The sequence below is a fragment of the Klebsiella ornithinolytica genome, from assembly GCF_030505655.1.
GTDB classification, from domain to species: Bacteria; Pseudomonadota; Gammaproteobacteria; order Enterobacterales; family Enterobacteriaceae; genus Klebsiella; species Klebsiella ornithinolytica.
In genome coordinates, this window is record NZ_CP130154.1 from 91,587 (window position 1) to 113,752 (window position 22,166).

The 22,166-nt window shown below is 44.7% G+C and carries 28 protein-coding genes; 15 read left to right on the forward strand and 13 right to left on the reverse strand.

The genetic code is table 11. From position 1 onward, the window contains the following. Nucleotides 1–36 precede the first annotated feature (36 nt). From Q1L34_RS26655 to Q1L34_RS26670, 4 genes are all read right to left on the reverse strand, one after another. Nucleotides 37–2,442, reverse strand: a complete 2,406-nt coding sequence (locus tag Q1L34_RS26655; RefSeq protein ID WP_017901049.1) for an Ig-like domain-containing protein — start codon at nt 2,440–2,442, stop codon at nt 37–39. A 133-nt stretch (nt 2,443–2,575) separates the two neighbouring features. Continuing rightward, nucleotides 2,576–4,981 carry an Ig-like domain-containing protein gene (locus Q1L34_RS26660; protein ID WP_017901048.1) on the reverse strand — a complete coding sequence of 802 codons (2,406 nt, stop codon included), beginning with the start codon at nt 4,979–4,981 and terminating at the stop codon, nt 2,576–2,578. Between the two features lie 144 nt (nt 4,982–5,125). Further along, the gene (locus Q1L34_RS26665; RefSeq protein ID WP_009652509.1) at nt 5,126–5,803 is read right to left on the reverse strand and encodes a PIN domain-containing protein; all 678 of its coding nucleotides are present in this window, start codon (nt 5,801–5,803) and stop codon (nt 5,126–5,128) included. A gap of 136 nt (nt 5,804–5,939) precedes the next feature. After that, entirely contained in the window at nt 5,940–6,521 is a 582-nt protein-coding gene (locus Q1L34_RS26670; protein ID WP_024266206.1) for a hypothetical protein, read from the reverse strand. A gap of 391 nt (nt 6,522–6,912) precedes the next feature. On the opposite strand from Q1L34_RS26670, the gene Q1L34_RS26675 reads away from it, so the two are divergent. The 8 genes from Q1L34_RS26675 (at nt 6,913) to Q1L34_RS26710 (ending at nt 11,172) form a co-directional block, all read left to right on the forward strand. Continuing rightward, nucleotides 6,913–7,266, forward strand: a complete 354-nt coding sequence (locus Q1L34_RS26675) for a hypothetical protein (RefSeq protein WP_017901046.1) — start codon at nt 6,913–6,915, stop codon at nt 7,264–7,266. Between the two features lie 34 nt (nt 7,267–7,300). Continuing rightward, nucleotides 7,301–8,020, forward strand: a complete 720-nt coding sequence (locus tag Q1L34_RS26680; protein ID WP_017901045.1) for a hypothetical protein — start codon at nt 7,301–7,303, stop codon at nt 8,018–8,020. Further along, on the forward strand, nt 8,013–8,282 hold the full coding sequence (locus Q1L34_RS26685) for a hypothetical protein (RefSeq protein WP_017901044.1): 270 nt from the start codon (nt 8,013–8,015) through the stop codon (nt 8,280–8,282). Before Q1L34_RS26680 ends, Q1L34_RS26685 begins: the two co-directional genes overlap by 8 nt. Before the next feature lie 390 nt (nt 8,283–8,672). After that, complete coding sequence (locus tag Q1L34_RS26690) at nt 8,673–9,113, forward strand: hypothetical protein (RefSeq protein WP_017901043.1); 441 nt, start codon at nt 8,673–8,675, stop codon at nt 9,111–9,113. A 58-nt stretch (nt 9,114–9,171) separates the two neighbouring features. Further along, on the forward strand, nt 9,172–9,480 hold the full coding sequence (locus tag Q1L34_RS26695; RefSeq protein WP_062878101.1) for a hypothetical protein: 309 nt from the start codon (nt 9,172–9,174) through the stop codon (nt 9,478–9,480). Beyond that, complete coding sequence (locus Q1L34_RS26700; RefSeq protein WP_024266211.1) at nt 9,452–9,853, forward strand: hypothetical protein; 402 nt, start codon at nt 9,452–9,454, stop codon at nt 9,851–9,853. Before Q1L34_RS26695 ends, Q1L34_RS26700 begins: the two co-directional genes overlap by 29 nt. A 64-nt stretch (nt 9,854–9,917) precedes the next feature. Then, nucleotides 9,918–10,454: a hypothetical protein gene (locus Q1L34_RS26705; protein WP_017901041.1), complete on the forward strand. Its 537-nt coding sequence runs from the start codon at nt 9,918–9,920 to the stop codon at nt 10,452–10,454. Between the two features lie 133 nt (nt 10,455–10,587). Then, on the forward strand, nt 10,588–11,172 hold the full coding sequence (locus Q1L34_RS26710) for an HNH endonuclease (RefSeq protein ID WP_017901040.1): 585 nt from the start codon (nt 10,588–10,590) through the stop codon (nt 11,170–11,172). A 168-nt stretch (nt 11,173–11,340) separates the two neighbouring features. On the opposite strand, the gene Q1L34_RS26715 is transcribed toward Q1L34_RS26710, so the two are convergent. Beyond that, on the reverse strand, nt 11,341–11,547 hold the full coding sequence (locus Q1L34_RS26715) for a hypothetical protein (protein ID WP_017901039.1): 207 nt from the start codon (nt 11,545–11,547) through the stop codon (nt 11,341–11,343). A 356-nt stretch (nt 11,548–11,903) separates the two neighbouring features. Next, nucleotides 11,904–12,263, reverse strand: coding sequence for a hypothetical protein (locus tag Q1L34_RS26720; protein WP_017901038.1), 360 nt, complete (start codon nt 12,261–12,263; stop codon nt 11,904–11,906). Nucleotides 12,264–12,392: 129 nt separating this feature from the next. On the opposite strand from Q1L34_RS26720, the gene Q1L34_RS26725 reads away from it, so the two are divergent. Next, a complete protein-coding gene (locus tag Q1L34_RS26725; protein ID WP_014839959.1) occupies nt 12,393–13,034 on the forward strand; it encodes a hypothetical protein in 642 nt (213 codons plus the stop codon). Nucleotides 13,035–13,071: 37 nt separating this feature from the next. Here the strand turns inward: Q1L34_RS26725 and Q1L34_RS26730 are convergent, their stop codons facing one another. Further along, complete coding sequence (locus Q1L34_RS26730; RefSeq protein WP_017901037.1) at nt 13,072–13,782, reverse strand: RES family NAD+ phosphorylase; 711 nt, start codon at nt 13,780–13,782, stop codon at nt 13,072–13,074. Between the two features lie 269 nt (nt 13,783–14,051). Here Q1L34_RS26730 and Q1L34_RS26735 point away from each other — a divergent pair, with 269 nt between their 5' ends. From Q1L34_RS26735 to Q1L34_RS26750, 4 genes are all read left to right on the forward strand, one after another. Further along, entirely contained in the window at nt 14,052–14,495 is a 444-nt protein-coding gene (locus tag Q1L34_RS26735) for a hypothetical protein (protein ID WP_017901036.1), read from the forward strand. Between the two features lie 253 nt (nt 14,496–14,748). Further along, nucleotides 14,749–15,009, forward strand: a complete 261-nt coding sequence (locus Q1L34_RS26740) for a helix-turn-helix domain-containing protein (protein ID WP_025999325.1) — start codon at nt 14,749–14,751, stop codon at nt 15,007–15,009. A 32-nt stretch (nt 15,010–15,041) separates the two neighbouring features. Then, nucleotides 15,042–15,476, forward strand: a complete 435-nt coding sequence (locus Q1L34_RS26745; RefSeq protein WP_024266216.1) for a hypothetical protein — start codon at nt 15,042–15,044, stop codon at nt 15,474–15,476. A 133-nt stretch (nt 15,477–15,609) separates the two neighbouring features. Next, nucleotides 15,610–17,025 (forward strand): DNA cytosine methyltransferase, encoded by a 1,416-nt coding sequence (locus tag Q1L34_RS26750; RefSeq protein ID WP_017901033.1) that lies wholly within the window; start codon nt 15,610–15,612, stop codon nt 17,023–17,025. Nucleotides 17,026–17,116: 91 nt separating this feature from the next. On the opposite strand, the gene Q1L34_RS26755 is transcribed toward Q1L34_RS26750, so the two are convergent. Then, on the reverse strand, nt 17,117–18,319 hold the full coding sequence (locus tag Q1L34_RS26755) for a type II restriction endonuclease (RefSeq protein ID WP_017901032.1): 1,203 nt from the start codon (nt 18,317–18,319) through the stop codon (nt 17,117–17,119). A gap of 573 nt (nt 18,320–18,892) precedes the next feature. On the opposite strand from Q1L34_RS26755, the gene Q1L34_RS26760 reads away from it, so the two are divergent. Continuing rightward, nucleotides 18,893–19,141, forward strand: a complete 249-nt coding sequence (locus Q1L34_RS26760) for a hypothetical protein (protein WP_017901031.1) — start codon at nt 18,893–18,895, stop codon at nt 19,139–19,141. A 28-nt stretch (nt 19,142–19,169) separates the two neighbouring features. Next, nucleotides 19,170–19,487, forward strand: coding sequence for a DUF3846 domain-containing protein (locus Q1L34_RS26765; protein WP_017901030.1), 318 nt, complete (start codon nt 19,170–19,172; stop codon nt 19,485–19,487). Nucleotides 19,488–19,928: 441 nt separating this feature from the next. Here the strand turns inward: Q1L34_RS26765 and Q1L34_RS26770 are convergent, their stop codons facing one another. The 5 genes from Q1L34_RS26770 to Q1L34_RS26790 form a co-directional block, all read right to left on the reverse strand. Further along, nucleotides 19,929–20,222 carry a hypothetical protein gene (locus Q1L34_RS26770; RefSeq protein WP_223226678.1) on the reverse strand — a complete coding sequence of 98 codons (294 nt, stop codon included), beginning with the start codon at nt 20,220–20,222 and terminating at the stop codon, nt 19,929–19,931. A 50-nt stretch (nt 20,223–20,272) separates the two neighbouring features. Continuing rightward, nucleotides 20,273–20,938 (reverse strand): hypothetical protein, encoded by a 666-nt coding sequence (locus tag Q1L34_RS26775; protein WP_017901028.1) that lies wholly within the window; start codon nt 20,936–20,938, stop codon nt 20,273–20,275. Between the two features lie 164 nt (nt 20,939–21,102). Then, entirely contained in the window at nt 21,103–21,411 is a 309-nt protein-coding gene (locus Q1L34_RS26780; protein WP_017901027.1) for a hypothetical protein, read from the reverse strand. A 15-nt stretch (nt 21,412–21,426) separates the two neighbouring features. Beyond that, nucleotides 21,427–21,582: a hypothetical protein gene (locus Q1L34_RS26785; protein ID WP_024266223.1), complete on the reverse strand. Its 156-nt coding sequence runs from the start codon at nt 21,580–21,582 to the stop codon at nt 21,427–21,429. A gap of 106 nt (nt 21,583–21,688) precedes the next feature. Continuing rightward, entirely contained in the window at nt 21,689–22,126 is a 438-nt protein-coding gene (locus tag Q1L34_RS26790) for a hypothetical protein (protein ID WP_017901026.1), read from the reverse strand. Between the last annotated feature and the right edge of the window lie 40 nt (nt 22,127–22,166).

Consider the following 22,166-nt stretch of genomic DNA (forward strand, 5'->3'; position numbering starts at 1 on the left):
CCAGCCCCACGTAACAGAGGCGGTGGCCGTCGATAGTTAGTTAAGTTGCGGGAACTCGATGATGAAGTTACTTTGGCCTGTAGAGCCGTTAGCAGCCGGAAAAATCGGTACAGTGGAATTTGCGCCGGTTCCGAGGTCGAGCTGAATTTCTTTTGTTTCCCCAGGTTGGATCACCGTACCGAGAATGTTGATGGCGTACTCAGCATCACTTCGGACCGTGATATTGGCTGTCTGGATGCCTTGGGCAAGTGAACCATCATTACGTCGCAGCTGACCGGTTCGCATGACGGCCAGCGGTGTGTTGTCGCTTGTTTTCAGCGCCTTCACCACACCCAGCGTTTTGAGTTTTTCCAGGGTCACGAGATTTTTCGGATAGTAGGCAAACTGAATACTTTTCTGGGACGTGTTCCCTTTAGCATCTGTAGCATAGGCCGTGAGAGTGTATTTATCCGTCGACGCATCCAGAGTCGGGAACAGACGTGGGTAATCTGGTGTGTAGCTCCCGTCAGCATTCTGGTTAAAGCCGAGGACAACACTGTCAGATGCCGGTCCCCCTTTGAGCTCCAGACGGTCAAGAACTGGTTTGGTCAACGCATCGTTAAGGTTAACGGCGATATTCTCCAGTCCATAGACGGTCGTTCCGGAGGGGAGCGGGGCATTCTCGTAGTTAAAGCTGATTTCCGGAGGCGTCATGTCATGCACCAGCGTGATGAATGGCGACGTTGCCTCGTTTTCGAAAGTGTCTTTTGCCAGGAAGCCTAAATTGTATCGTCCTTCCGCCAGCTTACTCAGATCAAACGTATAGGTGTAATCTTCACCCGAAAGCGCAATTTTGGTTCCATTAAGTACCTGCACGCCGGTATCGGCATTAATCAGTTCAGCAGACTTGAGCTGGAGCTGGTCCCTGAAGTTGCCGTTACCGGGCTGCGTAACAAATAACAGCACTTTTTTCTTATCTTCCTGATAGTCATAGCCGGTGATTTTAGGAAGAAGATTGGTGTTCCAGTGGTTACGCCTTTCCGCATTTATTGAGGCTAGTGTTTTGTCCTCGTTATACATTCTAAAAGAATAGGTCACGCTACCATTACCACTTTGGGCAATAGTCCATGGTACCGGCCCGCTGCACTCAGTCTCGCCTGGCGGGATCTGACAAATTTCCAGGTTCCCTGTAAACGCTCTCTGGAGATAGTTTCTCGCAGAGGTACGAACTCTCGCTGAAATGAATTTCACCGGCAGATCGCTTGTCTTCCACAAGTAGTTAAAGGAATTGATTTCACCCTTTTTGTCCGTAGTGAGCCAGACGGTGGAAGGCGTTTCCGGACTTTCAGGGGTATCCGGCCCGAGTTTCAGATTGTAAGTCGCAGCAGCGCCACCCCACTGGTACCCGTTATGGATATCGTATCTGATGTTATACGGCGTTGTTGCGGCCACATAGACGTAGCCGTTGGCTTCGGAGATGATGGTGCCAAAACTTAAACCCGCTTTGTTGTATTTCCGGACGTTATTCGTCGGTAGCCGGTAGACGAGGGTAATCGGATTTTGATTAACCGTCATACCTGCTTTATACGCTACGTATCCCGAGGTGATCCCCGGCACCACGCTTGTCTGTGATTCGGGATCGCGTATTGCAAATAGGGTAAATTCACCAAGCTGGTTGTCGAAAACAAATTTCTGGTCAGGTAACACTTTACGTGAGCCTGCCTTGTCATAAAGCGTCACCCTGAAACGAAATTCAACGTCTGCATCCGATGTCGGCATCCAGGAAGCCTTTTTCCTTTCACCTAATGTCCAGGGAGCCGAAAGGGAAGAGGACCCACCATCATAATCCATGTCCGTGATTGAATAGACGCTGTTGTCCGGGTTGATGACCTGTAGCGTTGCTTTATCAAAACCGGTCGCGGCCTTAACGTTATTCACGTTCACATATAATTTTTGTTCAGCACCGAGGCCGAGCTCCCAGCGGTCTCCCTGTGTGACCATTTCATAGCCTGGTTTCTGAATAATGCTCAGATTGTCTGAGGTTGGCCCAACACTATCGATGGTGAAATCCTGAGTGGTTGAGTCGACCTGAATATCCTGTGTGTTAAGTATTTCAGAGATGACCTGATAGGGACCATCACTCAGGGGAGGAAGCGTGATGATTTTCCCGTAGAACTCTTCGCCCGTTGAGGCCTTAATTCGATCACTTACCTTAATGCTATCGGTGGTCGTGCCGTAGACCTCTGTACCGTCTTTCCTGACAGATACGTGTACTTTGCGATCGAGGCCGGAAATCAGGCTTAGCTGAATTTTTTCGTTAGTGTTAAGAATACCGGTTTCCGCACTGACTGATTTCTCAGCGCCATAGATATCCTTAATGGTGTACTCGTAGACCCGCGAATACGATGAAAAGGGGAGGGTCGCGAGGATTAACGTTGTCAGCAGTTTTATTTTGGTATTCATATCAAATCATTCCCAGCAGGCTTGAAATCAGAGTGAAGAAAGTTACTTTTCTCTCTCCCCGGCCGTCATATCCGCCGTGTCGTGTTTATCCAGAAATTACCGGCCACCAGCAGGGACCGGTAATCGTGAGCCGCTATTTAATTTGCGGAAACTCAATGATGAAATCGCTTTGCCCGGTAGCGCCGTTTGTCGCCGGGAAAATTGGGACCGTGGCGTTTACACCAGCGCCGAGGTCTATCTGGATTTCTTTGGTTTCGCCTGGCTGAATGACAGTACCCAGTATGTTGATCGCATAATCAGCGTCAGTCCTGAGCGTGATGTTGGCCGTTTGTACGCCCTGAACCAGGGAGCCATCGTTACGCCTCAGCTGCCCGGTACGCATGACGGCCAGCGGTGTGTTGTCGCTGGTTTTCAGCGCCTTCACCACACCCAGCGTTTTGAGTTTTTCCAGGGTCACGAGATTTTTCGGATAGTAGGCGAACTGAATGCTTTTCTGCGTGGCGTTCCCTTTGGTATCCGTTGCATAAGCCGTCAGCGTGTATTTATCGGTATTTTCGTCAAGGGTAGGGAACAGACGGGGATAATCTGGCGTATAGGAGCCATCGGCATTCTGGTTGAAGCCAAGGATCACACTATCAGATGCGGGGCCACCTTTGAGCTCAAGACGTTCCAGTACAGGCTTTGTCAGCGCATCATTCAGGCTGATCGCGATGTTCTCCAGCCCGTACACGGTAGAACCGGAAGCGAGCGGGGCATTTTCATAATTAAATATGACGTCCGGGGGAGTCATGTCGTTCACCAGCGTAATGAACGGGGATGACGATTCATTATCGAAGGTGTCTTTGGCAAGGAAAGAAAGGTTATATTTGCCTTCCGGGAGAGCTCCCAGATCAAACGTATAGGTGTAATCATCACCAGCAATCGCTGTATTGGTACCGGTTAACACCTGCACATTTGAATCTGCATTAATCAGAACAGCAGACTTAAGCTGCAATTTGTACCGTAAACTGCCGTTCCCCGGCAGATTCACAAATAGCAGAACCTTTTTCTTGTCTTCCTGGTAATCATAGCCAGTAATTCTGGGTAACTGGTCAGCATTCCAGTATTGCCGCCTTTCAGCATATTGTGAGAAAAGGGAGCCATCGGCATTGGTCATCTTGAAGAAAAACCCCATATGGCCGTTACCACTTTTTTGAATATTCCCTACAATTTTCCCTTCACACTCCAGTTCGCCGACAGGAATGTCACATAAGAAATCGCCGGTATTAGACATAGCCTTTTGGATGTAATTTCGTGCCGACGCTTTCACGCGGGCAGTAAGAAATGTCACCGGGAGATCGGATGTTTTCCAGAGGTAATCATATGAGCTTACCGCGCTTTTCTTGTCCGAGGTAATCCACACGTCAGGAGTAGTTGGGCTTACCGGCGCATCTGCACCCATTTTAATATTGTAGGTAACACTGGCTCCCCCCCACTGATAACCGTTATGGATAACAGAGAGCGTCTGGTAAGGGGTCGTGACCGACACATAGCTGTAGCCGTTCGCCTCAGAAATTATGTTCCCGAAGGCCAGCCCGCCTTTTCTGTACTCCCTGCGGTTCGTAGAAGGGACACGGTAGACAAATGTAATGGGGTTCAGATTGACCGTCATCCCCGATTTATATTCAACATAGCCTTTACTGAATCCAGGTATAACACTGGTTTCAGTTGTAGGGTCATACACCGCGACTAGCGTGTATTCGCCTAAATCCGAGTCAAAGATGAACTTCTGATCCGGCAGGACTTTTCGGGTACCGGCCTTGTCGTATAGCGTGACACGAAAGCGATATTCTGTATCCGCATTGGACACCGGCATCCAGTCGGCTTTAACCGCGCTCCCCTTAGTCCACGGAACAGAAAGCGATGCAGAACCGCTGTCGTAAACCATGTCCATTTTGGAATAGACGGTATTATCAGGATTTAGGATCTGGATAGTGGCTTTATCAAAACCGGCAGTCGCTTTCACATTTTTGACGGTGACATAGAGTTTTGCTTCTGCCCCCAACCCCAGCTCCCAGAGGTTTCCGGTAAGGACCATGTCATATCCCGGACGCTGATCAATACTCATGTTATCGGCAGTGGGGCCAGACGTATCAATCAGGAATGACTGGGTTGTCGAATCAATAAGGGCATCCTGGGTATTCAGTATTTCCGAGGTGATGGTATACAGCCCATCACTTAACGGGGGCAGGGTTATCACTTTCCCGTAAAACTCTTCATCTGATGATGATTTGATGCGGTCGGCAACTTTTACGCTTTCTGTCGTCGTGCTGTAGACATTCACGTCGCCTTTTTTCACCGTCACCCGGATTTTTCTGTCCAGTCCTGAAATCAGGCTAAGCTGGATTTTTTCCGTGGTGTTCAGCTTCGCTGAATCGGCGCTAACGGATTTCTCCACACCGTAGATATCTTTGATTGTGTACTCATAAACACGGGAATGGCCGGGCAATGAAAGGGTGCCGAGGATTAATGCCGCCAGAAGCTTGGATTTGAATTTCATATCAGTACCAGTCTAAAGCATGGTTAAAAGGTCGCATTGTGGGTCGCTCTTAACCACTGATGGAGCGATACATGCCTAAAAGTTACTTTCCTTCTCCGTTGAAAAAAAACGGATGTTTATGATTCTGCACTTCAGGCCAGCGGCTTATTTCACCTGCTGGAGAACAGCACGCCTGCTCTTCTGGACTGGCGAGTGTAATGAGCGATTCCACACCAGCGTGTTTTCGTAAATCGAGATGAAACCAAGACTAATCAGCTCCTGCTTAATCCGTTCGTTCAGCAATGAACAGGTCTTTTGCCCCGTCAAATTTGAAAGGTAATTTTGTAAGGCCTTTGGTGTGGCCGGGAGAGATTTAGGGGAGGATGCGCAGGAAAGCTTCAGTCTGTTAATCCAGTAGCCCATGTCATGCTCTTTGGCTTTCATCACTTTCATTGTTGAAGCCTTGTCTTTAACCGGTTGCGGAACGGGCAGGGCTGGAGAGATCCTTGTACAGCTGATCCCTGTTGCTTTCAGACGGGCAATAATACCGTCATAGCCCTTGTCACGGGAGATAACAGAGAAGTGTGACGTATCCCCGGCCAATGCGGTCAGTTGTCCGAGTTCCAGGACCAGATGGAAATCAACATTGTTTTTGGATACCTCAGTCGCCGGAATAATGCGTAAAGAAATTGCAGAGCTCAGGGACGTAACAGGAATTTTAATGTTTTCCTGTTTAGCGCCCGTGAAGAAAAGCACTTTGTCAAAGTCATGAAGGGAAACTCCCTCAAGGCTTCCGATATTTTCATAATCAATCAGGGCAATTCTGGTTTTGGGACTTCGCATTACTCTCTCCCGAAAAAAAAGGTTGAACCAAATATCAACCAAATCGACTACACCACATGCAGGCCAAAAGTAACTTTTATGCCTACGTACATTACCTGCACCCAGTAAAAGTGACTTTTTAAAGGGCAAATCCTGACTAAACGTCCAGCTCCTGATTCACCATGGCTACGGCCATTGGTCTGGAGCCACTGGTATCATCCACCTCGACGGCTATATCTATCCAACGGCTGGGATCTGAAACCCAGTCAATAAGCTCTTTTATGGACAGGCTGTGCCTGATCTCAATGTTTTTAATGCTGTCATTGCCAAACCAGTTAATCCGGTTCACATGCTGTTTTATGTAGTACACATCCCATGAGCCATGGCCCAGAAAGTCCTTACCCCACTGCCGTTTAAGCTCTCGCCAGTCACAGGGCAGAACGTCTGCACGAGAAAGACTGTCTGTTATCTGATAGATATCTGAAAACCCCACCTCGCTATCCGGGATCATTTCCAGGTACAGGTACCCGGCAACCGGATGCTTCGCGCTAATGACCACATTTTTGGAGCTCATCAAAGGTTCCGTTTTTCGTATGAACAGGCCTGACGCCAATAATCCAGTTATATCAAAATCGGCATCAGAAATTCCTGAATAACAGGACGAAAAAAAGCCTAAACGAAAAAAAATGCGATAGAAAAAATAGGGTCTTCCAGGAGCGATATATTTTGATATCGTCAAATAACTAATCCATCGGAGAAGTTCAAATGACGCCAGTATTCAGAGCGGGAAATGTGAAAACAGTACGCGCAGCAAGAAGAAAACGACACAGAAGGAGAGGGAGGCTCATTCACAGCCATGATGACAGTTTCATTACCAACAGACTCCTCGATCAGCTAACCGACGAGATGATGTATCAGGAAGCATTCAGAAAAAAGCTTATCGACGAACGATAAAAAAATACTCCACGGCCGAAAAGTACCTTTTAGCCGGAAAAAATCAAAATTCTCTATGTTAGATTATGACCAGTATTATTAGGTCAGAAGTAAACCAGTGCCCTGTCTGGTTAAAGGGAATGGCGGTAGCTTCTGAAAATTCAGCTTAACTTCCAGTTTATTCTAGCGGGATGTCTATGCATTCAACTCATCTGACGAAAAAGTTTAATATTCTGGCGGTCGTCTATTTCACAATCATTGCTTGTGGTCAGATTGTTCTTTTCCCTCATTCGCAGCCCATTTTTCTGGTCATCGTCACTATGGGTATTGCGGTTCGCTTATTTACCCTGCGGCCACAATATAAAAATTTACGGTTTCTGGTTTTGTCCATCATCTCACACCATCTTGTTTTTACCATTCTTACGCTCATCCAGCTCTATATCAATGCCAGGTATATCAGGGCCAGTTTCATTGAGTATCAGATGGTTTACGCGCCTTTGCTCATCGGGATGGGATATGTGTATTTCAACGTCTGGAGAGCGCGTACCTGACGTCCACCTGACCTCTTTGATTAAAGGAGCCTGAATGCTTCGTTCTACCCCCAAAATCACACCCCTGACCTTTTCTCCTGAAGAAATTAGTGGCCTACAGAACGGCCAAAAAACCCAGTTCCGCCGGGCACTGAAAGGTCGTGATGCTTTTTCAGAAAATATCACCTCCAGAGTAACTTCTGGACCTGCAATACCAGTCCTAAAATGCCCTTATGGTCAGCCCGGCGACCGGATTTGGATCAGAGAAACAGCAAGGACCGAGTGGCAGCAAGTACAGGAGTCCCCGCTAAGAGTTCAGACCGGTGTACGGTACCGCGTTGATAACGAGTACCAGGAACTGACCAGCGATTACCCGTGCCGGATGTTCCCTACAAAACGCCTGACATCACAAGGCGTGCCTGCGTGGGCAACGCCGGTAAGTATGCCTCGATGGGCTAGCCGGTATCTTCTCGAAGTCTGCGATACGCGCCTTGAGAAACTCTGCGATATCTCTGAAACCGATGCCTATGCGGAGGGGGTTCTCACTGAAGTGTGGGACCAGGTTGTCGTTGCCCGAAATTACGGTATACCCGATGCATTCTTTCAGTACTGGTCTGACGATATCGATCACTACGTCGAAATGAATGAACTGTACCGTAGCTCTTTCCAGAGCCTGTGGGATAAGATTTATGAAGCTGGAAGCTGGGCTTCTAACCCGCTCGTTTGGGTTGTCACGTTTAAATTACTGGATATCGACAGGGGGGAGAATGAATAACACGCCAGCTCTATACGAGGCTGTTGATTCAAAGATTCTGGAAAAGGTGGGTAAACATCCAAAAGCATTCGTGGATATATATTTTCCGGAAATATACACGCTTTGCGTGGAAATTCTTAATGACAATAAAAAAGAGCCTGCTCGTATACTCGACAGGCGACTACAGGCTCTACGAAAGAAAGGTTTGATCCATCACGTTACCGGGAAAGGTTGGGTTAAAATGATTCCCCAGGAAGGAAAGGAAGGAAATTCAGGGGGGTAGAGACTCCAGCTGATAAAATGAAATATCAGGGCTGTTCTTTTCATATGGAGTAAGCTGTTATGCTTTACCCATTTTTTGGAGCCCTGTGCTTCATTCTGACGTTATGCTTTTTAAGTATCAGCGGTATGATTATTCTCATCCATAAAACTGATTCTGTTCAATACAGCGTTCGGCGTTACCGATTTCTTTTACTCTGCAAGGCAGCTGGTGCAGTGAATTTTTTTATTACCATTTACTGCATCGCTGGAACCGAGGGACAGCTTTAGCGCTGTTCCACATCTGGTCAAATCTTGTGGCTCTGGACCGAAAAGTAACTTTTCAACCGGGCTATCAATCCAGACAATCAGAATATGACATTCTTCTTATTAAATGATGTCGCCGGGGGCGATTATGAATATCTATATGGACGGTAAAAATGTAGGCTGGCTTTTATACCTTGCTATGGGTTTTGTCGCTTTGGGCATTGCTTTTTTATTGTCCCATAAAATCACTTCAATGCTAAAAATAAAATCAACGGCTAATGGCGGGCTTATCATATCAGGAATTACATTAATCCTGGCTGGTTTTGTCATGTTCATTGTCGTTAACCGAAGTTCATTATCATTGGATGATATTAAGATGGGAGAGCGCTGGCTTAATGAGTGCCAGCTACTTGAAACTAACATTAACAATGGTCTTTTTGACGAACCGACAAACAAGGTTAATTGCAACGGAGTGATTGAAAACATTCCAAAATACAGTTACGACGATTACACCACCGAATGGTTATTGTACCACCAACGCAATGAAAATCTGAAACATGCAGGACTAACATCAAAACTCAGTTCATAGCTGATTTCATGAAAGTAACTTTCTTATCACCTATTTTAAACGACTCAAGAGGCTGTTTGTGAATAAATTATTAATATTCATGGCGTTATCACTTTCCCTGTGTCTGTCTGGCTGTGATTTGGGAACATCAAAGTCCTCATGGGCTACCGCTAAAGTGGTTAAAACAGAGATGGTGTATGGAAATGTACTATACAGGATTGTTTTCTATACCCTTCCGGATTTTGATGAAGGAAATAGGATTTTTCAGGCGAACCTTTCTCCTCTTGAGGCAGTGAAAGCAGAACATGGGCAAATGAATATCAGGCTGAGAACATATTCAGATGGCAAAATAATGGTGTATGAAAACATTAGAACTTTCAAAGAATAGTTATGACAGAGGCAGTTATATGAGAATGAAAATCATCAGCAACTCATCCAGTCATTCAGCGCATTATATATACACATCATTTATTATAATATTAAGTTTGCTTGTCGCATACTTTCTTGCAAAAGAACTTTCAAAAACAGATGAGCCCGCAACGAAACAAGAGTTAATTGATATCATTGAAGCTACCCCATGCGCTTTAGAACCTATCTCCAGAGCCATAGAGCAAAATCCGATAAGTATCGTCAGAGCAAATTCTATTGCCATCCAATGTCAGAGAAACATATTAAGAAGCGAAGTTATAAATGAGCAAAGAGAAGCATTAAATGAGCAAAAACAAGCATTAAAGTACGTTGAAAAAGATGAGTGGCAATAATATTTACAATCATTTCTTTGTTTTAAATTCACATATCAATAAATGCTTTATAAGCAGGCATAACATGGAAATTAAACAGAACTTCTTGGTAGTAATAGCTTTAATTATTGTTGTTTGTGGTATTTTTATAGTTTCCGGGAAGTATGATGTTAACACTTTCCAGTTTGCATATTCCATTGCCACAAAAGAGAGTCTGGCGAAAATTATAAACAATACGCCTTGTGCATATAACCCCATTAATAAAGCCCTCGAAAACGGGCCGATTGATATCGGGCAGGCCAATGAAATTGCAGATAAATGTAAGAGGGAGGAGCAGTCAGAAGCAGAAAGGAAAGTGCAGCAGGATGCGTTAAGGCAAATCAGCAAACCTAACGATATTGAAGATAAAGACCGAGCTGCGACCAAACAGGAGATTATTGACATCATCAGTTCTTCACCTTGTGCTAATGGACCAATCACTGCTGCCATCGCTGGTATGCCTATTAGCATCAGTTATGCCCGACATCTCGGCAGCACTTGTGAAGAAGTTTCAGCACAACGGCAACGTTTAAAACATGAAAGAGAAGAACAGGTACAGGCTCTTTCCTATTTTTACGAGTAATAACCCCCCTGGTTCTTATTCATTAAGAAAAAGGTGGTCGTTAACCTAAAGGTTTTTTAAAAATAAAAAGGACTGGCATCGTTTCTTTAAGTGTCAGTTATCAAATTTCGGAAAGTTACTTTCTGGGGGGACTATGTCTGAAAAGATTATCAAAAGGGGAGGAGAGCTCATAGAGTTGCACTCTCGCAATAATATTTCAAATAAAGCGGAGCTGCAGAGCAATACACAAAAACCCAAAACGAAAATCACCAAAGCTCAAAGAGCAGCACTCAGAATGAAATTTGCTGCCCGGTGTGCTTATTGCGGGTGTGAGCTGAAGGAAAAGGGCTGGCACGCCGACCATGTAGAGCCAGTACGGAGAGATTTCGATATAGTTCGCGCGCCCCAGGGGAGTCGGGTGACTCACGTTGCACGCAACAATGGACGAGTATTCCATCCCGAGCGGCATGATTTAGAAAATCTTTTCCCAGCATGTTCTCCATGCAACCTGTTTAAAGCGACATTTTCAATCGAGGGATTCAGGAAACAGATAGCCCACCAGCCTGAACGAGCTCAAGCCTACTCTGTCAACTTCCGCACCGCCCAACGATTCGGACTAGTGACGGTCATAGAGAGACCTGTCGTGTTCTGGTTTGAGGTCTATGATGCTTCGGAGCCTCTGGAGCCCCAACTATCCTACTTCATGGAGAACCGGCAGGTCGCTCCGGTCTCCAGATGATTTGATTGATAGTCAATCGCCCTTCCGAACGTTGGTGTTTATTTATCTTTCCAGGTTGCGAGAGAATAAGAGGTATTTTGCAGTTTTAGTATTAATGTTTAATTTCAGGAGGATATTACTACCTTCGGTAAGAATACGTTTCTAACGAATGAAGACATCCTGATAATATCAAAAATCCTGAGCTGCTCGTTGCATTTCATCGGTGATTAAATCATAAGTTACAGTAATATCCGCCCCGCAAGCCTGTTCCAGCTTCAATCTAATCAACTTACCGATATGTTCATCTGTCATCGAGGATTCGATCCTGACGATTCCTCTGCCAGCTCTTAGTTTAGCTCGGTTTTCTTCTACCTCATGAATATCGAAAGTTTCCATTGTCATCTCTCTGTTGTCAGATAAATTGTTTAGAACAATATATCAGTCGTCACCATGCATCTCAACATATCCTTAAAATAACCCGTGGCGCAGGCCAGTATAACCAGATAATATTCTGGCATCATTCCTGTTCATTGTTATATAAACTGTTCAGTTACAGGCATTGCCTGGTCATACTTCTATCTCGAATCGTTAACCATGTGATGTAATTAGTCATGCAAAATGGACTCTACTATGCCCAGTCAAATTCCACTCGCGCCAATACTTCCGACAGATTTATTCAATAAAGAGGGCTTTATTGAATAAATCGAATAGAGAGAACAAAGGGGAGTCCTGTTGACCCTGCACTACGGGTTCTACCAGCGCTTCTCAATAGTGTCTACTATGAGGCTTATGTAAGCAGATCTCGATTCCTCACTGTCGGACTGCCTTGCGTAAGCTTTTTTTATTGCACCTTCAGAGAGAGGATGTTTCATGTTTAGAAGTAACATGATCACCAGAACATCGATAATGCGGGCAGAGGAAAAGTACTCATAGATGTAGTCGAAAGACGTTTGTTTAAAGTCTACTCCAGTTGCTCCAATATCAATCAGGGCAGCGATTATCTCCCTTTCGTCACCATTTCTGACGGTAAGCTTTAACAGGTTTAGTTTACGTTTCTGTGCTTCCTCAATCTTTCGTTGTGACTGTAGATATTCGGCAAGGTTTTTAAACATTATAACGTATCCCGTGAGTACTAATCCCGCAGAGCATACGGAGATTCCCTGAAAGTTGGAAGTCGGCAAACACCTGATTTGACCATTCCCCATAATGGATATACAATAATCGTCAAATGGAGGTGGCTTATGTACAAAAACACCACAGCTGAAAAACTACCAGATACTCATGATAATCTGACGGACTTTCAGCGCAATCTACTGAAAAGAATAAACAATATCGCACTGTCTCTGATGCCTGAGTTTGAGGACAAATCCCAGGCCATGGAAGCGATCACACTGGATGATGGCTCATTGATGCAGTTACTTTACTCTGTGCAAATGCAACAAAAAACGCACGCATCTGAGTATGAAATGCGTAAGGTTCATCGCCGTCGTGAAAATCTGGAAGCTTTTTACAGAAGCCTTCAGGAAATAGGCGGTACCTTTAAAGTCAATGATGTGGCGGACATACTGGGGATTACCCGACAGGCAGTGAACATCCGGGTGAAGAAGAATCAGCTTCTGGCCTTTAAGCAAAACGGTGACTTTATGTTCCCGGTCTTCCAGTTTACTGATGAAGGTCTGAGACCGGGATTTAAAGACATCATGGACGCATTCGATGAGGATACCCATCCGGTGTTGCGGCTGGAGGTTTTCAAAGCTCCGATTGCGGTCAGCGATGAGCAAACCAAAACACCCATCCAGATCCTGACTGATGGCGCAGCTGAAGATGAACTGGCTCTGGCCGTTCGAGCCGCACGACTATTCGGTAGCCATGTTGCCAGCTGAGTTAAAGAAAAGAGGGGCATACCGCGCCCCTCTTTAGTTACTTCGGTTCGGACATAATTTTGAAGTTTAGTAATTCCTCAAACATCTCTTCGCCGGTCATGAACGTACCAGGCCAACCTGCAGGGAAAATTCCTGTATCTGTCTCCCTGTAAGATGCATAGGGCACCATCCCCCCGGGAGTATCAGTGAAAGCAGGCGGCTTACCTGGCATTTCCCAGAAAGCATAACAACGCTTGCAGCGATAGTGTCTTCCTGAATAAGAGATCCCATCAAAATCACTTCCAAAATGCGTATGCAAATACGACATCAGCCATTGTGTGAAGGTATAGTTTTCGTTTTCAACGCTGTCAGGTGGAATGTGAAGCAGCTGGCATAAACCAACAATATCGATCGCTTTCACCGTTCTGTTGACATCTATCGAGCACATATAATGCTGATGTAAGACTTTCTCTGGGTAATTAACAGGACCACCCAAATGAAGTAAACGTCCGTATGCTTCCGCCGCTGCCGTTAATGATGAGTCTGCAGCGTACCACACGGCAATCGAACCACCGGGTGGGTTGTAGCGTCCACACTCTTCAAATAACACTGGCGCACTGAACTGTACTGCACTTGCATAACACTTCTTCTGGTGACGCTTCAAAACAGCCGAAGCCGGATTGATTGTCACTGTCGGAATACGCCCTACCTTTTGTAACGCTACAATTCCCTGCGTCACTTTATCTTCTTCAAAAATCCATTTATCCATAAAACACCTCCTTACAACAGATTAGGCCATAGGCTTTCTCCATTCTCATTTATAAAATGTCCCTGAAGTATCGTCATTCAAGGACGAATAAGACCTGCGGTCTCGCTGATATTATATCCAAAAAAACCATATGTTTCATATAAATATGGTTTATCTTCCAGATGAATTTAGAGTATAAATAGTAGCTTGCATTGTACCTAATTTAAGGTACAATTGATGTTGAAAGGGAAGGCTACCGAGCCGCCCAATAACTGCCTCAGGAGGCGTTCATGTCAACTATCCCTCAATTAGCTGAACTGGGTTTTACCTCAGATGTTATACCTGTGATCAATACACCAGCGCCCAATATGACTCGCGGATTTGAGCGCTTTCATATCAGCTATAACTTTTCATCAGCAGCATACGGTTGCGACACAACAGCTCTGGTTCTGGATGAGCGTGTCTTTTTCGTTCTGGACGGGGACCACGCCAGGGATATGACCGAAGCTGCAAAATCACATGGTATTGATGGATGCGTGAACGTCTTCATAGACCGTATTGAGTCTGCTAATCGTCACAGCGAGCATAAAATGGCGATTGGCCTGACAAGTGATAAGTTCGGACTGATGCCGACCGCACTTGCCGTCATCGGAGAACAGAACATCCTCCGGCTTCTCTCTGCAGTGACAGGAACTGTTCAGGACTTTTCAGCGAACGGCATTAACAAGGATTAACCATTCTAAGTACCAACAGACCCATAACATCTGAGGCTTATATGAAACTTGACGATTTAACAGGTGACGACCGTACTCTGGTTGTAGTCGCTCTCCAGGCTCTTCACCGGGAGCGAGCTAACGCATATCATGCAGCCTGCACCGCCTGCCAGCTCTCAGGCAAGCAACCACCAGCTGAAGCCCTTTTTGGCGTTGATGAATGTATTTCGGCATTACGCAGGATTGGGGCTCTCCCGATGAGATGAAATCAGAGATGAAATCAACCAATGTGAAAGACGATAGTAGGGCATTACTCATCAGTGCTGGTCAGTTGTTGTTTGGTGAGCGCTGGCAAACGGAACTCGCCAGAGCCCTTGGCCTGTCAGACGGCAGGCGCATCCGTCAGTGGCTTTCTGGTGACAGACCAATTCCAGTTGGAATATGGGATGACCTGAGTGGTCTTCTGAATGACCGAAGTTCCGAAATAGCTCTGATTGCTAAACACATTCAAGACAGGACGAATGAGAACGTATAGGTTAATTGAGCTGACAGTAGGGAGGGGGGAAAGTGACGCAACAATTCTCGCCTCCGCGTGAAGTCGTGGAGATGTCCCGGCGGATTTTTGAAAATGTAATCTCCAGTAGCCTCAATACTGCTGATACCACAGGAACCTGTATGTATGGTTCGATTCTGGTTTCCATGCTCCTGGAGAAATATTCAGGTGTCAGGACACGTATCGCCGGTGGAGATGGTGTTGGTGATGGTGGAATTCTAACTGCAGCCGGTATGAAGGGGCATTATTGGGTTGTTGCCAACGTACATGGAATGCTCTTTGTTGTCGATATCACGGCAGATCAGTTTGGCATGGACAAAATCGTATACAAAGGGTTAAAGGATGCTCCAGAGTACATTGAGGGCCACCAAATCACCATTGATGACCATGTTCATGAGACCCTTCATCAGATTATAGAGAGTCAGCGTTCAGAATATAACCAGCCGTGAGCCCTGTAAGAAATGACAAAGAACAGGAGTCCTGGCTCGCCAGAGCTCTTTGTACTGGTTAAAAACCCAGATATCATTCCCCCTGGGTTATATGAGTGATAGACTATCACTCATATAACCTTTGGAGGTAAGAATGTCTGAATTTGAATCCCTTGCAGAAGAGCTGGTAGAAGAAGCACGAAATGAAGAGGCCAAGCAACAGCAACGGGACCTGACACTGATAGGTAAAGTCCTGGAAATTTATGATCAGAAGTTCGTTGCAGAGCTTCTCCGTAAGCTGGGTAATTCAGACTGGACCAGGGAGACCCTGAACCGCTGGATTAATGGTAAATGTGGACCTCGTTCGCTCACAGTAACCGAAGCGTCTCTGCTCGAAAAGATGCTCCCTCAGCCGCCTGCTAACCACCCCGATTATGCATTTCGCTTCATCGATCTCTTCGCCGGTATCGGCGGCATCCGTCATGGATTTGAGGCCATTGGCGGCAAGTGTGTTTTCACCAGTGAATGGAACAGCTATTCAGTCAAGACTTATAAGGCTAACTGGTACTGTGACCCCGACGCACATATCTTCAATTCAGACATCCGGGATGTCACGCTCAGTCATAAAGATGATGTCAGCGAAGAAGCCGCCTACGCCAATATCGACAAATCGATACCCGATCACGATGTCCTGTTAGCTGGGTTTCCATGCCAGCCTTTCAGCCTTGCCGGTGTCAGTAAGAAAAACTCACTTGGCCGTAAACACGGTTTTGAATGTGACACCCAAGGGACCCTATTCTTTGATGTGGCCCGCATCATCATGGCGAAAAAGCCAGCCATCTTTGTCCTGGAAAACGTCAAGAACCTCAAGAGCCACGACAAAGGCAAAACATTCCGCGTCATTATGGATACCCTGGATGAACTCGGTTACGACGTCGCCGACGCTGAAGCAACAGGTGCCGAAGATCCAAAAGTTATAGATGGTAAACATTTCATCCCGCAACACCGGGAGCGTATTGTTCTGGTGGGGTTCAGACGTGACCTGAATTTAAGCCAGGGATTTAGTCTTGGTGACATTTCTTCTCTGTACCCGGAAAAAAAGGTCCTGTTCAGAGAGCTTCTTGATAGTGAAGTAGAAGATAAATATACACTAACGCCAAAGCTGTGGGATTATCTCTATAAGTACGCCAAAAAACACCAAGAGAAAGGCAATGGTTTTGGTTTTGGACTGGTGAAGCCTGAAAATGATGATGCAATTTCTCGCACAATATCAGCGAGATATCACAAGGATGGTTCAGAATCGCTCGTTGATCGTGGTTGGGATAGCGAACTCGGTGAAAAGAACTTTAACGACCCAGAGAACATGACCCGACGTCCTCGTCGTCTAACACCGCGTGAGTGTGCCCGGCTAATGGGATTTGAGCAGCCAGGGAAAGTAACTTTTAGAATCCCCGTATCCGATACTCAGGCTTACCGCCAGTTCGGAAATTCCGTCATCGTGCCGGTATTCGATGCAGTAGCGAAATTGCTGGAGTCACGGATCATCGAGGCTGTGAAGGCGCGGAAATAGAAGGTATTGAAAGAGCCCCAAGGGGCTCTTCAAATATCTATGCTGGTATCATCCCATTGCGCATACGACTCTCGCCAGATGTGGGGGGATGTCACCAATAGAGTTTTTTAAGTTCATCTATAAACGCAGATAGTGACATTAGCTCACCCCTGATTTCCTCGGGAAAGGCCTTATGCAACCCTACCGGTACAACGAGCCGTATCCCCTCAGACTGCATTTCCCTGAACTGTGCCACAGATACGCCCTGCTGTAAGGTGAACAGGTGTACTGTATCAATTCTGTCAGCCTCATTCAGTACCTGCCGCCAGCGGTCCTTACAGGTGGTTTTAACCCCCAACATGCGTAACTGTTCAGCAGGGTAATAAGGATCGCGATAGGCAGCACCGGAAGGAAAGATGAAATCGGGTTTTTTCTTACCTTCCGTGATAGCCTGAGTTTCAAAGCTCATTACACCGTGTTCTTTGAAAAGAGATTCAAGATGGAGCTCAAGACTTTTCCCGGCACGAGACTTCCTCCGGTTACTCACTGAGTTAGCAAGCGTAATAAAATCATTCACCGTGGCAAAGCCTTCGGCTATCTGACCCAGCACGTGCAGTTCCTCAACGGCTAGAAAAATTTCAAACTCAATTTTCCGCCGCCACGTCAGTTGAGTGTCCGGATCGTCAGATTTTTTATCGTAATGACATGCGGCAAAACCAATAATTTCCCTTCCTGAAGGAAAGTGATGGGCCCATTCCGGCGGCAGCTCATACCTGGTCCTGGCTGGGGAGTGCTCGGTAACGAATCCCCCAATTATTTTGTCTCCAGGACCAAATATTGTTCCTCCCGGGATAACTTCTCCAATAATAGGTTCAAGAACCTCCTCCTCGGTCAGGTCTTTGCAGACCCAGACATCGCAATAACTGGAAGATGTGCCGGGGATATGGTCGAACGCGAGAAGGGCCAGAGCTCCTGTATTCTCCGGATTCTGGAGCGGATTTTGTCTACCAAAGCCCGTCAGCCGTTTTTCATCCCGGGTGCCACCGAAAAACTTATTGTTATAGTAAATGGCCCTTACATCATTAAGGTCAGGGCAATCAGGATGAGATGACATGTGCACTGAAAAAAGTGCTTCTGGATTTCTTAACTGAGTATCACGGAGTGAAGGGAACAGCTCATCAATGACTGCCCCTGGCATGTAAAGACCAGACTGGTGGGATCTTGTCGCGCCGGTATCGTTCGCGGATAGACGCTTCACGTATACCCAGACATTAGCAGAGCATTTTTCTTGCAACCACTCAGCCAGAATACTCATCCAAACTACTCCATCATAAACATTCACTGTTTATGAAAGATGTTACGGATCCTGAGGTTAGAAGCAAGGCTAAAAGAATCGGAGTGGGCTGGAGTGAGGGGATGATTAACAGTGAATTGCTTATACGTTCAAAAGGTTATGCTCATAAAAATACACTAATACTAAACCTTAATAATTTATAAAATCGTTAGTTACCCGGACTGTATATCAACACTACCTTCACATCATGTTCCTCAACGTACGCTACATCATTAAAAAAATCAGTCAGAAAAAAATGGCGATGTGTATTTCATATAATTTCTCACTGTTTATGAGATGAAGGACTCCTCCAGCATTTAAATATAGCATACGAACAAATCAGGGGATTGACGAAGCAACTTAAAATGTAAGAATAGAGATGCGCGATATTCATCATCAATGACAGACTCACATGAAATAGCATTAAAATCGTTCATGCACGTCTGAAACAGGCATGATCAATATTATTTTTCACAATCAAAACCGGGATTATATTGACTAAACATTTATATGTGGAAAAATAGACTAATCCCGTATCACTCTAAAAGGTAACATATGAAAATCCGAGATAAGATTGCTGCTGAATTGAATTACCAGGCATCTGTAGAAGGAGAGACGGGTAATATAAAAATGTGTCGTATTATTCTGGAGTCTGTGAACAATGCTGTTGTTTTCAATACAATGACAAAGGTAGAGAAGGCACCTGACTCTGACGCAAAAACCACCAATGAGCAGTATTTCCACTATGTTCAACCATGGGTTATCCCGTTCATTGAAAAAATGCATACAGCCAAAGACGAATGACGACAGCATCCCTGGAAAGGAAGAACCTATGGCATTACTGATTTCAGCAGATGATAGTATTCGAAAGCTATCCCCTCAGGACCTTGACGGTAGCCGTGATAATGAAGGTGTATTCTCGCTCGCCGATATGCAACAAATGGTAGGCGGTTACATTCAGGCAGTGAGACTTAATCCTGTTATCGTACATGAAGATACGCGTTACACCTGGTTAATTATCAATGAAGAAGGGAAGCTTCTATCTTTGCCAATTAACAACAATGCGACCCTTATGGCAGTCACTGCTATCAGGCATGATGATTACATCGTCGGTGATGCATTGATGCTTGAAGAACACGAATTTCAGTAACTTTTTGTGATACACTATTCTCGTTATTATTCAATGTTCGTTAGTTAAATTTGCCTGTCGATGACAGGCTTTTTTTTGAAATAAAAAGCCCGGAACCAGGCTTTAAGTGGAGTACCATCAGACAGAAGAAAGTTACTTTTTGGATTTTTCGCTACCAGGATGGAGTGCTAAGGCATCAGGCTTAACATCAACCATTGCCATTAAACATTCTTTATGCCCGTATGTGCTACCGCCTGATTTGTCGATATACACAACTCCATTTTCTCTCATTCTCTCCCTTCCATAGCGGGCCGCATACGACTCTGGCATATTTTTCGAGCAAATCTCACAGGGCCCCAGATAGTCACTACCCCTGGCCGTTGCCCTAATGACTTTTACCAGTCGACCCGTTGGTACGTTAGAAATCATTTGATTAAACCTCAAGCATTATCCAAAGGGCGATTAAACATTACCCTTAAGAAAATTGAAAAGAAAAAAAACTAACACACTAGCACCCAACATATAGATCGTGATGATAAATATTCTGGCTGAAATGGTTGGGGTCATTCTTGCGTTAAATGCACTGATGAATAGTGCGATTGCCGCAATGATTTTTATAATATACTCAGGGATAACATTGTTTTCACCTAAAATCTCGTATACCTGTGAGCTTAACAGGCAAAAAGAAAGAATAACAAGCGGACTCAACCATTTAAGGTTGCGAATTAAATACCAATCCTCTTTGCTGTTTTTCATACTCATTCATACCCTCTAAATTTAATTATCGACCAGATTCTAATTTCACATTACTTTTTTAGCTTTGACAGTAACTTTTTGAACGGGGTGTACTCATACACGATCAATGCAGTCAATAAAATCAAACTCACAGAAAGAATAAAAAGGTGAATGCAATTTATATAAAATTCGAGCTTTATGCTCAATTTTTTCAAGTTTTCAAGTTCCTTAAACTCATTTCCGACATCATACATGTCCTGATGACCTGCTAATTTTGCCGAACGAAAGAGAGCGTCTTTTTCAATGGCGGTTTGAGTTTCCAGGGCTTCATTTATCTCACTCTTTTTTAACATTAATTTATTGAGTTCCGCACCAGCGCTCGAAATATCCGTCTCTTTGTTTTTTCTTTCAAGAATTACAATTAAATTCTTAATGTTAGAATTAAGTTCTTCAATGTCACTTTGTTTAACTGTTTTCAATAACATCGTAGACGTTTTATTTGACAGTTCATCCAAATCTGGATGACCTGCGTACTCCTCTGAAATCTTCGCTGAGGCAGTGTCTCGCTCATTAATCAGCTCGCTAATGTGTTTCAACGGTCGAGAATCATTAGATGAAAATGTATCTATGGGTGGCTCATCAATACTGCGAGCAACGCTACCAGAACTCATGAATATCGTCAGCAGAAGGGCGGGCAGTAGGGCACGGGGAACATTTGAAAATTTTGAGGGTTTCATAATAGCTTCCTGAATTTTTGAGATGTGAGTAGTTTCACGATCGTAAAGGAAAATTCTGTCGATTTCCGGTCTTTGCTGACCATAAAAAGGATTTAGAACTTTTTATTTTCTTTAGTTAGCCTAAGCATCCCCCCCCTTTAACAGATAGGGGGGGGTAGAGGCTATCAGCATCCCATCATCCGTTCCATTTTTTCCATTTGAGCTAAGTCCGCCAACTCACGACGTTCGCGGCGTTCTACGACAAGAGCTCTTTTTTCCCCAAAAGTCAGAGCACTGATAATGGGGACCTTAATTTTCCCACTGCCTTTACAGGTGGTGCAGGCAACATCATATGTACCGTTTACTATCCTGTGCCGTTCCTCTGGCTCCATTTCGTAAAGCTCAGCGCTGGTAAAACCATCCGAAAACGCTGGGTTGTCAATGGTACCGTGGCCTTCACAGTGATGACAAATTGCCCAATAAAACTTACCCATGCATGGCTCCCTTTATCAGCTGTTACACCATTCATCGTAAGTTTTTAGTGGCTTTCCGGTAGTGACGTCAATACCTTTTCCATTATCTGCACAAGCAAGGTAAATTTGGTATTCACTGTCGTTATCACCACGAGAACGAGTCTGCCAGTTTTCATTTTGTTCAAGTTTCATGACACACCTCACTTTAATTTATTAGTGTTATCCTACTCTATTTGACTCGTCCATCAACCCCCTAATTACTAAACAAGAAATATTTTAATGCTATTGTTTAGCAACTTTAAATCGTGTTTAACAACAAGCGTGCGTTAAAGAACATTACCAGCGACAATAGAAATAAAATAATACTTAATGCCACTTCTTTTAAGGCTTCATTTACAACTATCTTTCTGAATCCTGAGGAGAAGGGGGCGGAAGGATTCAAACATCTCAATGCTGGGATTAAATTCATAATGGCGAAAATTAAGAGAGTAAGTCCAGCCGATACGAACAGTGTAATCACACTGTATGATACATGCTCATGCTTATAGAACATATTGTATGCTATCAAGGTTATACCTATGAGTACAAGGAATAAACCTGTGATGTTAACAATAATGAATATGGCGTCCTTTCTGTTATATAGGGAAGAAATCATCACTCTACCAATCATCAACAATACAATGATGTCAAGAATTACATTTAATGAAAATATAGCGATATAATAAAAATCACTCATATCCTTTCCTTTTCCCTACAAACAAAAAATGTTGCTTGTG